General features: G+C 60.8%; 11 protein-coding genes. 6 read left to right on the top strand and 5 right to left on the bottom strand.

Annotated features, from left to right (window positions below; genetic code table 11):
* Positions 1-22: 22 nt before the first annotated feature.
* The 3 genes from KIO76_RS26935 (at position 23) to KIO76_RS26925 (ending at position 2,833) form a co-directional block, all read left to right on the top strand.
* Positions 23-1,006 (top strand): ABC transporter permease, encoded by a 984-nt coding sequence (locus KIO76_RS26935; protein WP_213326643.1) that lies wholly within the window; start codon positions 23-25, stop codon positions 1,004-1,006.
* 11 nt (positions 1,007-1,017) lie between these two features.
* Entirely contained in the window at positions 1,018-1,959 is a 942-nt protein-coding gene (locus KIO76_RS26930; protein WP_213326642.1) for an ABC transporter permease, read from the top strand.
* Between the two features lie 145 nt (positions 1,960-2,104).
* On the top strand, positions 2,105-2,833 hold the full coding sequence (locus KIO76_RS26925; RefSeq protein WP_291975879.1) for a GntR family transcriptional regulator: 729 nt from the start codon (positions 2,105-2,107) through the stop codon (positions 2,831-2,833).
* Between the two features lie 71 nt (positions 2,834-2,904).
* On the opposite strand, the gene KIO76_RS26920 is transcribed toward KIO76_RS26925, so the two are convergent.
* The 4 genes from KIO76_RS26920 to KIO76_RS26905 form a co-directional block, all read right to left on the bottom strand.
* The gene (locus KIO76_RS26920) at positions 2,905-4,068 is read right to left on the bottom strand and encodes a pyridoxal phosphate-dependent aminotransferase (protein WP_213326640.1); all 1,164 of its coding nucleotides are present in this window, start codon (positions 4,066-4,068) and stop codon (positions 2,905-2,907) included.
* Positions 4,069-4,270: 202 nt separating this feature from the next.
* Positions 4,271-4,660: a RidA family protein gene (locus tag KIO76_RS26915; RefSeq protein ID WP_213326639.1), complete on the bottom strand. Its 390-nt coding sequence runs from the start codon at positions 4,658-4,660 to the stop codon at positions 4,271-4,273.
* A 156-nt stretch (positions 4,661-4,816) separates the two neighbouring features.
* The gene (locus KIO76_RS26910) at positions 4,817-6,865 is read right to left on the bottom strand and encodes an alpha/beta hydrolase domain-containing protein (RefSeq protein WP_213326638.1); all 2,049 of its coding nucleotides are present in this window, start codon (positions 6,863-6,865) and stop codon (positions 4,817-4,819) included.
* A 40-nt stretch (positions 6,866-6,905) separates the two neighbouring features.
* Entirely contained in the window at positions 6,906-8,156 is a 1,251-nt protein-coding gene (locus KIO76_RS26905) for a metal-dependent hydrolase family protein (protein ID WP_213326637.1), read from the bottom strand.
* Positions 8,157-8,441: 285 nt separating this feature from the next.
* Between KIO76_RS26905 and KIO76_RS26900 the strand changes: the two genes are divergently transcribed.
* The 3 genes from KIO76_RS26900 (at position 8,442) to KIO76_RS26890 (ending at position 11,051) form a co-directional block, all read left to right on the top strand.
* The gene (locus tag KIO76_RS26900; protein ID WP_213326636.1) at positions 8,442-9,365 is read left to right on the top strand and encodes an NAD(P)-dependent oxidoreductase; all 924 of its coding nucleotides are present in this window, start codon (positions 8,442-8,444) and stop codon (positions 9,363-9,365) included.
* Positions 9,366-9,532: 167 nt separating this feature from the next.
* Positions 9,533-10,324 (top strand): cyclase family protein, encoded by a 792-nt coding sequence (locus KIO76_RS26895; protein ID WP_213326635.1) that lies wholly within the window; start codon positions 9,533-9,535, stop codon positions 10,322-10,324.
* A gap of 370 nt (positions 10,325-10,694) precedes the next feature.
* Positions 10,695-11,051 carry a MarR family winged helix-turn-helix transcriptional regulator gene (locus tag KIO76_RS26890; RefSeq protein WP_349629432.1) on the top strand — a complete coding sequence of 119 codons (357 nt, stop codon included), beginning with the start codon at positions 10,695-10,697 and terminating at the stop codon, positions 11,049-11,051.
* Positions 11,052-11,103: 52 nt separating this feature from the next.
* Here KIO76_RS26890 and KIO76_RS26885 read toward each other — a convergent pair whose 3' ends face one another.
* Positions 11,104-11,823 (bottom strand): response regulator, encoded by a 720-nt coding sequence (locus KIO76_RS26885; protein ID WP_213326634.1) that lies wholly within the window; start codon positions 11,821-11,823, stop codon positions 11,104-11,106.
* Positions 11,824-11,827 lie beyond the last annotated feature (4 nt).

The following is an 11,827-nucleotide window of genomic DNA, read 5'->3' as shown; positions in this document are numbered from 1 at the left end:
GTCGGCATCGAGGGCCATCGGAATGCTCGCTTTTCTGTTGAACCGATTTTTCCACGCGCTACTCGTGGTCTTCGTCGTCAGCATTCTCGCCTTTATACTGGGCGATGTCGTCGGCGATCCGGTCGCGAGCATTCTTGGTCTTGATGCGACACCGGCCGACCGGCTTGCCCTGCGCACGCGGCTCCATCTCGATGACCCGTTCGTGCTGCGGTATCTCTATTACGTGCAGAACCTGCTGCACGGCGATCTCGGCGTCTCCTATGCCGCCCAGAGGCCGGTCAGCGCCTTGCTGGCGGAGCGCATCCCCGCAACCATGGAACTCGCCGCTGTCGCGCTCACACTCTCCCTGGCGATCGGCGTCCCGCTGGGAGTTTACGCGGCTGTAAAACGCCGCGAGTTCTTCGCGAGCGCCTTGATGACGCTTTCGGTCCTTGGTGTTTCTCTGCCAACCTTCGTTGTCGGAATCCTCCTGATCTTCTGCTTCTCCCTCGGTTTGGGCTGGTTGCCGTCCTTCGGTCGCGGAGAGGTCGTCACCATCGGCTTCTGGACGACGGGCTTTCTTACCGTTTCCGGGTTGAAATCGCTCATCATGCCAGCCCTCTCGCTCGCGATCGGGCAGATCGCGCTAGTTGCCCGGCTCGCGAGGGCAGAAATGCTGAACGTACTCAAGAGCGACTACATTCGCTTTGCGCGAGCGCGCGGGCTAAAGAACCGCACCGTCTATTTCTCGCACGCCTTGCGCAACACGCTGATCCCCATCATTACGGTGAGCGGCATTCAGCTCGGCTATCTCGTTGCCTTCGCGGTCGTCGTCGAGCAAGTCTTCCAATGGCCAGGCATGGGCCTTCTTTTCCTGCAGGCCCTCGGCCAGACCGACCTTCCGGTCATCTCGGCCTTCCTGATGGTCGCCGCCCTCTTCTTCGTCGGGATCAACCTCGTCGTTGACCTCCTCTATGCCGTCGCTGATCCGCGCCTGCGTATCAAGACGCTGTCGGCGCGTTCATAACGGGGCCATTCATGTCTGCCGTCGTCAGCTCCAAAGCCCGGTCGTCGAGCCTCTCTTCTCTCTGGCGCAATGCTTTCGTGAGACGCCTGTTGAGAGCGCCCGCCGCGGCCATCGCATTCGCCGTGCTCATCATCCTCGCCCTCAGCGCGATTTTTGCACCCTGGTTGGCGCGTACCAATCCTTACGACCTCGCCGCGCTCGATCTCCTTGATTCCCACCTGCCGCCGGCCTTCGTGGAAGGCGGTGATCCGCGCTATTGGCTCGGCACGGACAGCCAAGGGGCCGATCTTGTTTCCCTGATCCTCTATGGGCTCCGCTCGTCGCTGCTGGTCGGCATCTGTGCCGTCTCACTCTCCGTCACCCTTGGCACGATCGCCGGGCTCGCAAGCGGCTATCTCGGCCGCTGGGTGGACGGCATCATCATGCGGATCGCAGATATCCAGTTCACCTTTCCCGCGATGCTGCTGGCGCTTCTGATCGGCGGGATCAGCCAATCGCTTCTATCCAACGAGATGCGCGCGACGCTCGCCATGCCAATCGTGATCCTGGCGCTCGGCATTTCGCACTGGCCGCATTTCGCGCGTCTTGTGCGAGGCGCCGTTCTTGTGGAGCGCCAAAAAGACTATGTCGCTGCAGCCCGGCTGGTCGGTCGCGGACCAGTCTTCATCATGGGTGTCCAGCTCTTGCCGAACGTGCTCAACCCCATCTTCGTGCTGGCGACGCTCGATATCGCATTCGCGATCATGTCGGAAGCCACCCTGTCGTTCCTTGGTTTCGGCATGCCCTCAACCCAGCCCTCGCTCGGCACGCTCATCCGCATCGGCTATGGCTATCTCTTCTCGGGCGAATGGTGGGTGGTTATCTTTCCAGGTCTCACGCTCGTGCTCATTCTCGTGTCGATCAACATTTTCGGAGACTGGCTGCGGGATCTGCTCGACCCCAAGCTGCGGTGATGCCGGCATCGCAGGTTGATGCGGCTTTTGTCGAGCGGAGGGCGATTTCCCCTGATTATTCGGCTATAGGGACTGGCGTCACATGGCGCGCGGCGGAGAAGATCGTTTGGATTGGCCGTCGTCACTGGCGAAGGAGGAGGATAGAGTGCGTGAGACCGGACAAGGACTCCCGGATCATCCGGGGCTAGGGCCCGTGGCTTCGCGCCGGACGATCCAGGAGGAAGTCTACCAGCGCCTCAGTCACGCCCTGATGACGGGCTGGTTCGACCCTGGCCAGATTCTCACCATCTCATCGCTGTCAGAGCTCTTCGGCACGAGCCATATGCCGGTGCGCGAGGCGCTCCGCAGGCTCACTGCGGAAAAAGCGCTCGAAGTCGTATCGACTGGTTCGGCCTGCGTGCCGACGGTGTCTCGCGCGCGCCTCAACGACCTGTGCAACACGCGCGTCATTGTGGAAGGCGCTGCGACGGAGTTGGCTGCGCCGCATATCACCTCGCGAGACTTGCGAACGCTCGAGCGGGCAGCGGCTGACCACGCTCAGGCTGAGGACGGTGTCTATGCGATGATGGCGAGGAACCAGGAGTTCCACTTCACCATCTATCGTGCATCGCAATCGCCTGTGCTGATACAACTGATCGAAGCTCTATGGCTGCGTTTCGGTCCTTATCTGCGTATGCTGACCCGGCATATGGAGCCGCTCTTGAAGACGACCGACTCGCGGATCTACACTCAGCATCATTACGCGATTATCGCCGCGCTCAAGAAGAATGACACCGCCGCGGCAAAAGCGCATTTGATCGAAGATATCAAGACGACGCAGGCATTGCTCCAGACGCTCTGCCCCGCGGATGACCAGAAGTCCAGCGTAGCCTAGCGTCCGCGCTTTGCTCGGCGCAGACCGAAGCCCAACGGCAGATAGCGCCGGCTTCGCCGGCGCCATGCAAGCTAGAGACCATTGAAGAACGTCGCCAAGCGAGCCATGCCCTCGTCAATGCGCTCCAAAGATTCTGAGCCGAAGCAGATGCGCAGATGTCCTTCGCCGCTCGGGCCATAGAAGCTTCCGGCTTCCACGACGACGTGCGTCTGCTCGAGGATCATCTCTGCCAATTGCTGTGAAGGGATGCCCGTCTCGCTGATGTCTGGGAAGGCGTAGATTGTCCCCTCCGGGAGCCGGCAAGTCACTCCGGGAATCTGGTTCAGGCGCTGGACCGTCAGATCGCGCTTTCGGCGATCATCCGCGACAAGCGCCTCAAGAATCTCGCGCGGGCCCGTGACGGCGGCATGTGCCCCATACTGTATGAACGTATTCACATGAGTGACGTCATTCGCTGTGATCTTCAGAAGAGCCGGCATCAACCATGAGGGCGCGGCGAGATAGCCCACACGCCATCCATCCATCGCGAAGGATTTGGTGAAAGCGTACATCGAGACGGTGCGTTCCTGCATGCCGTCGAGCGCGCCGATGCTAACATGCCGATGGCCATCGTAGACGATCTCGTCATAGACCTCATCGGCGAGCACCATGAGGTCGTGCTTGATTGCGAGGTCGGCGAGGCCTCGCAGCTCTTCCAACGTATAGACGCGGCCTGTAGGGTTGACCGGATTGACGATGACGACAGCGCGAGTGCGCTCTGTGATCTGAGTAGCAATACGCTCGGGATCGAGCTTGTAATTTTCGGCCGGGTCGAGCTGCGCAACGACGACTTTCGCTCCCGTCAGCTCAATCTTGCCGATATGCTGCGGATAGTAGGGCTCGACCAGAATGACTTCGTCACCGGCCTCGAACAGTGCCATGAAGGCAACGAAGGCCGCGTGGGTCAGGCCGTTGGTGACGAGGATATTCTCCGGCGAGACATCGAGGCCGTTGTGGCGATGCAGCTTGTCTGCCAATGCCACCCGCAGATCCCTCAGGCCGCGCAGGTCGCTATAATGAACATGGCCATCAAGCAGCGCCTTGATGGTCGCTTGCTTGACGTGATCTGGCGTATCCGCGAAGGGTCGCCCAAGTTCAAGATGGATGAGGTCCTTTCCTTCATAGGACAAGGCTTTCTCATACATTCCGAAAGTCTTCTTTGACGTTCCGGAGATACGTTTGGCGACGCGTTTCATATTACTCCCGCCTCCGCGGATGGATCTTCAGTATTGCCCGAATTCGGAAACAGCCGGCCTGCGCAAGAAACCTTGGAGATCATCCCTAGCAGTCGGCATGATCGGGGGCCGAGCAGTCCGTGCAGTGGGGGCTTTCGACTTCGCCGTTCCCAGCACAGCCTATGGGGTGAGATACGTGCCCCGTCGTTGTCCCGACGCGCACTCACTCACCCCTGCGCTTCAAGGCGGTAACCTCAATCTCCACCTTGATTTCTTCGACGGGGAAGCCACAAATAATCGTCGTATTGGTAGGACGCGGGTCGGAAAACGTTTGACCAAGTATCACGGATACCGGCATGACATAGGCGCGGTCTGCGAGATAGACACGCACCATCACAATATCCGCCAGGGTTGCGTCAGCTTTTTCCAGGGTTTCACGGATCGTCTTCAAGCACTGTCGCGTCTGTTCTTCCACACTATCAGGGAAAGCGGTGCTTGCTGGATCATAGCCAGCAGTTCCCGATACGAAGATCCAGTCGCCATCCACGACAGCCCGGGAATAGCCGGCAAGGTCCTCGAATTTCGAGCCTGAAGAAATCGTCCATCGCGTCATAACGTCAACCTCGTTGTTGTCAGCCGAAGCATCAGATCGCCCCGGTTCATCGCGCCGATGGGCGGGCCTCCCCTGTTCTGCGGTCGACCGGCCTTTGACAGCCGGTCAGGTGTTCCAAGGCAAGCACCCCCTGCTCGGCGCAGCTGGTACCTTCGCCTATTCCCGCGTACCAGCGTCGGAAGGCAAATGCACAATGTGGCGGGTGCGCCCCCAATCGCGGGCTCCGACGACCGCTCGTTCGACATCTTCCGCGAGGAGGAAGCGCGCTTTCACCAAGTTGTCGGCTGCCTGACGAATTGCTGTCACGTAGCCTCCAGGCGTGCCATAGCGCTCGGTGATCGAGCGGCGAGGGTCGCCGGTGATCTCGCATTCCTCCGGCGTCTCGGGGAAAGGAATATAACTGCCACTGAAGTCGTGCAGCGCGCCCGTGCCATGTCCCCGGATGCGCAGGTTCCAGCCCGTATAGGTGCCCAGCGGCGCCGCCACCATGGGCGCGCGTAGACCGGCCCGGTCGTTGCCATCGGCCTCAACGGCGGGCACGAGGACGGCGTAATGTTGCGTGGCGCTCACCGCCGGAGGCTCGACGATGGCGGCGCCCTTCTCGAAGTCCGGCCCGTAGTCAACCAGGGGCAATTCATTCGGGCGGGCAGGCAAGGCGGCGCTTGGGATTGCCGGAAATTGCCGGCGCCACTCGTCCATAGTCACCAGCGTGCCGTCCGCGCGGTTCGGCACCGCGTTGGCTGGCGGCTCCTTGCCGTCGCGCACCCAGGCATCCATCAGTTCCAATGTGGCGCGAAAGAAAGCCGATGTTGCGACGATGTTCTGCGCGTTCTGGCATACGCCCCGTTGCACCGGGGGTGTGGCGAGCGGATCAGCCCAGTGCTGGGAGCTCGCCCAGAAATAGATGCGTACATTTTCAGGCTGGGGCAAATCATTGCCGCGCGTGTCCGTGTGCACCAGCGATCCCCGGCGATACCAGTATTCACTCGCGGTCTGGGTATGGATCACCAGCGGGTCGGTCTCGGGTCGCTTGAGGATACCGTCTTCCGCGCCGGTCAGATGATCGGTGCTGGTCGCATAGGAGAATGGGAAACGGTCTGATGGATTGAGCCAGTCCTCATATTGGCGCGAGGCCGCTACGACGAGATTGGTGAAGCGGTTCATCGTCGTGCGTCCGCCACCTGCGATATGGGTCAGCATCCCGTCGAAGACCCTGCGGCCCTTCGCGTCGGCATTGAAGCCGCGATGGATGAAATCCCGAATACCCCGGCCGGTCTGTGACCGACCCCAGCCGTAAAAGCGCAGCGACGGCGCGCCTTCAGCGCGCAGCAGATTGGCGCCGCCTTCCGTGTGTTTGAAGAAACTCACGAGATCGCGCATGGCGGCATAGCCGAGATCGAGCACGAGCGGATCCCGCGCGGTGTAGATGAGCTCGTAGATCCAGCCCGGCTCGAAGCCTCCGGGGAGATAGAGGTGGCTGTCGGAAGTGACGATCCCCTGCTCCGCGCCGGAGATGTCGCCCCCGCCGCCGCGCCCGCCGCCCTCGACGCGAGCGAACTGCCACGCGTTGGCCGCGAGCGGCTCGGCCTCGGTCCAGGGATAGCGGCGGCGCCGCAGCGTGGCCTCGCCTGTATCCAGCGAAGCGGCCGGCAGCGGCCGAGTCCCGGACTTGGCGCTGAGCGGCAAGCACGTCACGCCCCGGGTCTCCACGATGAACTCGGCACGCACGCGCCCTGTCACCGGCCCATCGGAGTGGCGTGCCACTGGTAGCCGCGCGACGAGGCGGCCATCTCCCGGAAGGACATCACCCTGCCAGGCCACGCTGACCACGGTATAGCCGTGGCGCATGAGGAAGCCGTTTCCGGCATCGCCTAGGCTGCACGGCGCGTTGTTCGCGGGCCCGTCATTGTAGAACTGCAGCGCTCGCTTGTTGCCGCGATTCACAAACTCGATCATGGCCGCGCCATTGCCGCGCCCGAGATCCACCGGCTTGAGGAGCCAGAGATCGGTGGAGGCGTGAACGCGCCCATCTTTGCCCCGCTCGGCAAGCGCGATGTCGATCATCCACGCATAGGCGGGATCGCTTGGATCGACTACGAAATGGGCCCGGGCATCAATGCGCTCGTAAGCGCCAGCCTGCCCGAAGGCATGGCCGCCAGCGAAAGGCGCCCTGCCAATGATCTCGAAATCAACCAAACCACTCATTCCGTCATCCCCACCCATGCAGCAGAACCGTTCCGGTCCGTCAGGCTTGCCGCGTCGCAAGCTCGTTCTTGTGGAAGGCTCCGCCTTTCATGATGAGCCGAAGGTTCTTCTGTGGATCGGCAAGAAGAGCAATATCCCTGGTCGGATCACCGTCGCAGACGATGAGATCCGCATGCGCGCCTGGCGCGATGACGCCAAGACGCCCGCTTTCCTGCAGGATCTCGGCGTTCACGGACGTCGCAGAGCAGAGAATGTCGAAGGGCGATTGCACGCGGCCGCGGATCGCGAATTCGTCCGACTGGGCATATTCCATCTCACCCATGAGATCGGTGCCGAAACCTGTCTTGACGCCCGCGTCGGTGCAGATGCCTAGCATCTCTATTCCCGCCTGGTTTACTGAGCGCAGCTTATCCATCACATAAGCCGAAAGGCCGAGGCGATCGCCGTGCTTCTCCGTCTCCTCGTAGCAGACGAGCGTGGGCACTACATAAGCGCCCTTTTCGACGACAAAATCGGCCGTCTTGCGATCGATAAAATTTGCATGTTCCACCGTGCGCACACCGCTCGCCACCGCATGCTGGATGGCGTCAGCCGTGTAGGTGTGGGCGCAAACATATTTCCCGCGGCGCGCGGCCTCGAAGACCGCAACTTCAAGCTCTTCACGTGTGAACTGGATGTTCTCGATGGCGTCGGTCGGCGATCCGACGCCTCCCGAAGCCATGACCTTGATGTGGTCTACATCCTTGCGCAGCTCGTTGCGAACGACCCGCCGCATTTCCTCTGGCCCGTCCGCGAAGCGGTAGAAAAACACGAAGGCATTGCTGTTGTGGTCGATGTCATAGTGATCATCGGTGCGACGTCGGTGATCGCCGTGGCCACCGGTCTGCGTCATGGCCGGCCCGCCCACGTAAAGTCTCGGCCCAGGAATAAAACCTTGCGCCACGGCATCCCGGATGCCGACGTCGCCACCCGCCACGTCGCGCACAGACGTGAAACCACGGTCGAGCATGGCACGAATACGCGGCACAGCCCGAGCCGTCATCAGCGTCAGCGGCATATTTTCGTTACGTGAGGCCACCAGATTGACCGCGAATACATGCACATGGGCGTCGATCAGCCCCGGGAGGAGCAAACGCCCGCCAAGATCAACCTCAATCGCGCTGCTGGCTTTCAACGGCTTTTCGGACACTTCCGCGATCGTGCCGTCGACGACCAGAACGTCCGTCCCCGGACGCAAGACCTTGTTCACGCCGTCGAAAAGATTGCCATTCCGCAACAAGATAGATGTCATCACCAGAACCCCTGCACCGCTTCTTGATTGTGGGCTCTGATGGCCGAGCCGCTATGCGATGCAGTATTGCCGCGATGGCACCGGCTGTAAAGACGTTTGATCAAACGATCTCATGTTGAGCTCTGCCATGAGCTCCTGCCAAGGAGCAGCGGCTTTCCCAGCGGACTACGCGCCGGTCCAGACACCAGAACACGGCCGGACGGATAAGTGACAGCTTGACGATCGGGCTTAGCTGCGATCTTTTGATCAAAATCCACAACGGACTATGTGGGGAATGAGGTGGCGATGAACATCGGCTTTATTGGACTTGGCCGAATGGGGGCTCCAATTGCATCCCACCTCCACGCCGCCGGCAATGCCATCACCGTCCTGCCGCGGACGACACCCACAGGACTGTCCGCCCCGCTGGCGGCAAACTATCGCGTAGCGGAGTCTCCGGCCGCTCTTGCGGCGACCAGCGACATTGTCTTCACCTGCCTGCCCTCTTCAGCAGTCGTTGCAGATCTGGTTAACGGTCCCCAGGGGATGGCCGTAGCCGCCCCGCTCGGCTTCGTACACGTCGACCTGACCTCTGGAGATCCTGAAACCAGCGTCGCAATTGCCCGTGCTTACGCTGACAGGGGCGCACATTTTGCCGATATCGGCATGTCAGGCGCACCGGAGCGCGCTCAGGCGGGCACCCTCACGCTCATGGTCGGCGCATCGGATGCGGTGTTCGCGAAGATCCAGCCCTTGCTCACGATCTTCTCCAGCCGATCCTTTCATTTCGGAGGTATAGGGAGCGGCCACCGCGCCAAGCTGATCATCGCCTTCTATGGCATGGCCATTGCCAATGCGACGGCCGAAGCGCTGACCGCTGCGCGTCGTTTTGGAATTGATATCGCCGCCATACATGAGGTGGTCTCGGGAAGCGGCATGAACAGCACGACCTTCCAGACGATGGCTCTCGCTGCCATGGGCAGACCTGGTGAAGCCCGCAAGCTCACGGTTGGCAGCGCCCGCAAGGATGTCGCCTATTTCGTGGCAATGGCGAATGAAGCCAACCTCGCCACAACTATCGCCCCGGCCACCCTGCAAATGCTGACGCTTTGCTGCGCGGCCGGCCATGCCGAGACTTTCGTCAGCGATCTCGCTGCCGTCGTGTCTTCCATCAATGGCCTCGACAACCCGGACAATCCGGAATCAACGGCAGGCGAATATAACGCTTAGTTCATGCATCTTCATATATCGAGTTATCTGCAAGCGACGATAATGGTCAGCTTTCCAGATTTTCATACTTGAAGTTTCATAGACCCATTTTACGATATTCGAGCGAAGCTGATCGACCGAACCAGCCTCCCACACAACAACCGGCTGCCTTTCCAAGGGAACATGACATGCAGACTCAAGCACTTCTCGGCAATCTTGCGTCCGCACTCGCGACAGGCGATATCAGTATCGTCGATCTCACCGCTACACTTGGGCCGGACACCCCCGTTCTGTACCTGCCACCGCAGTTCGGGAAGAACACACCCAACTTCAAGATGCATGAGATCTCCAACTACGATGCCAACGGGCCGTGGTGGGCTTGGGGGTGGATGGAGCTTGGCGAACATACGGGCACACACTTCGACGCACCCTCGCACTGGATTTCCGGTAAGGATCAGCCGCGCAACACAACCGATACCATCTCGCCACAAACTTTCGTCGCGCCGGCCAATGTCATCGACGTGAGCCGGGAGGTGGCCGAGAATCCGGATTATCTCCTGACGGCGGACCATGTCCGCGCCTGGGAGGCCAAGCACGGCGCGATCGAGGCAGGCTCATGGGTTTTGATGCGCTCAGACTGGTATCATCGCAACACGATCACCGAGACCTTCCTGAACTCTGATGAGAATGGCCCCCATACCCCGGGGCCGAGCGTCGACTGTGTGCAGTATCTCGTGAGTAAGGGCGTTCTCGGGTTCGGCAACGAATGCGTCGGAACCGACGCGGGCAATGCCGCCGCCTTCGATCCTCCCTTCCCGGCCCATTCCCTCATCCTGGGCAAGGGCGGCTATGGCCTCGCCAGCCTTGTCAACCTGGACAAGCTGCCGCCGAAGGGAGCGATGGTCATCGTGGCGCCCCTTAAGATCCTGAACGGAACGGGGAGCCCGGTACGCGCGCTCGCGCTCGTGCCGAAATCCTGACTTGACCAACGACGAAGGCTCGTGGAAAGCATCGCAAACCGGCATCGTGATTGCCGGTTTGTCGAATTTTGGCTCGGGCATCGAACTTGGCGGCACCTGATATCACTCGGCTTCGTCGTCTGGATTTCGAAGACCGCTGCCAGCTTTATCCGGAAGTGAACATGGCTTCAGGAGCGGCCGGCGCGACCTGCGCTCGGGTTGAGAAAGGGCGGAGACATTGAAAGCCGGACGCTTCCCCAGCGGCCTCCTTCACGGGAAAGCCGCGCCTGACGGAGGCATTCCGTCGATCGGAGAAATCGGACTTAATCAATTCGCGCCTTATTTGCTCAACAGGCTGTCGGCGCGATGGAACCTTCAGGTCCAGGAGGCCTTGAAGGACTTTAATCTGACGACGACGAAGATGCGCGTGTTAGCAACTCTATGCGTGTCCTCCGGGCTTACGATCAACGAACTGGCCACCTACGCCGTGACCGAGCAGTCTACGATGAGCCGTACGCTTGATGCGCTGGAGGAACAGGGCCTGATCCGCCGGCGCGCACGCCCCGATGACATGCGTGTGCGCGAGATTCACATCACCGAGGAAGGGCGTGAGATCTTTACGCAGTTCTGGCCGAACTTCTACGCGATGTACAACGAGATGTTCAGTGGCGTCGACGAGAGCGAGTTCCGCGCATTCATCGCGACGCTCCATAAGCTCCTGCGCAACCTCGATCAGGAGAACCTGTAACGTCACGCCTTTCGGTTGGATGAATACGCGCCAATCCGCAGATCACGGCGCCCTAGTTGCAACCCGCGGAAGGCGCGAACAAATAGCCTTCGCCCCGAACGGTCTTGAACAACTCGGGTCTGGACGGGTCTGCCTCAAGTTTCTTGCGCAGCCGCGCAATGCGGATATCGACACTGCGGTCCGCTTCTCCGAGGGTCCGGCCATGGGCGAGTTCGCATAGACGCTCGCGAGTCAAGACCTGGTGCGGATGGCGCGCAAAGGCCTCCAACAACTCGTACTCCATGCTGCTGATCTCGATATCGTCGCCCGCGGCATCAAGAAGCCGCTTGCCATCGAGATCGAGGCGAAAACGCCCTAAAGGCAGAGACCGCCGCGGACGCTGCACGTCCAGCGGACGGGAGGGCATACGCCGGAGCACGCTGCGCACGCGCGCGAGGAGTTCCCGCACTTCGAAGGGTTTGACCAGATAGTCATCGGCGCCGTGGCCGAGCGCCAGCAGCTTGCTTCTCTCGTCGGCGTTGGCGGTCAGCATGATGATCCCCATGCGCTCCGCAGCGCTCCGCAAACGCCGCACGATAGAAAACCCGCTTTCCCCTGGCATATTGATATCGAGGAGAATGAGATCGGGCGTCTTGGATGTCATCAGACGATCGAGCTCGGCTCCATTTGCGGCGCCGCTCACCCTGAAACCCTGCATGCCGAGATAGTCCTCGATCATACTGCGGAGTCCGGGCTCATCGTCTACGACAAAAATTTCTGTCGGTGCGTTCATCACC

It is taken from the genome of Chelatococcus sp. YT9, assembly GCF_018398315.1.
Taxonomy (GTDB): domain Bacteria; phylum Pseudomonadota; class Alphaproteobacteria; order Rhizobiales; family Beijerinckiaceae; genus Chelatococcus.
Note: the sequence above shows the minus strand (reverse complement) of the source record. Positions and strands in the feature narration are given on the sequence as shown.

What these genes read in the sequence shown, in the direction of transcription:
- KIO76_RS26935 (WP_213326643.1), top strand. Translation starts at nt 23, where the DNA reads ATGCTCGCTTTTCTGTTGAACCGATTTTTCCACGCGCTACTCGTGGTC.
- KIO76_RS26930 (WP_213326642.1), top strand. Translation starts at nt 1,018, where the DNA reads ATGTCTGCCGTCGTCAGCTCCAAAGCCCGGTCGTCGAGCCTCTCTTCT.
- KIO76_RS26920 (WP_213326640.1), bottom strand. Translation starts at nt 4,068, where the DNA reads ATGAAACGCGTCGCCAAACGTATCTCCGGAACGTCAAAGAAGACTTTC.
- KIO76_RS26915 (WP_213326639.1), bottom strand. Translation starts at nt 4,660, where the DNA reads ATGACGCGATGGACGATTTCTTCAGGCTCGAAATTCGAGGACCTTGCC.
- KIO76_RS26910 (WP_213326638.1), bottom strand. Translation starts at nt 6,865, where the DNA reads ATGAGTGGTTTGGTTGATTTCGAGATCATTGGCAGGGCGCCTTTCGCT.
- KIO76_RS26905 (WP_213326637.1), bottom strand. Translation starts at nt 8,156, where the DNA reads ATGACATCTATCTTGTTGCGGAATGGCAATCTTTTCGACGGCGTGAAC.
- KIO76_RS26900 (WP_213326636.1), top strand. Translation starts at nt 8,442, where the DNA reads ATGAACATCGGCTTTATTGGACTTGGCCGAATGGGGGCTCCAATTGCA.
- KIO76_RS26895 (WP_213326635.1), top strand. Translation starts at nt 9,533, where the DNA reads ATGCAGACTCAAGCACTTCTCGGCAATCTTGCGTCCGCACTCGCGACA.
- KIO76_RS26885 (WP_213326634.1), bottom strand. Translation starts at nt 11,823, where the DNA reads ATGAACGCACCGACAGAAATTTTTGTCGTAGACGATGAGCCCGGACTC.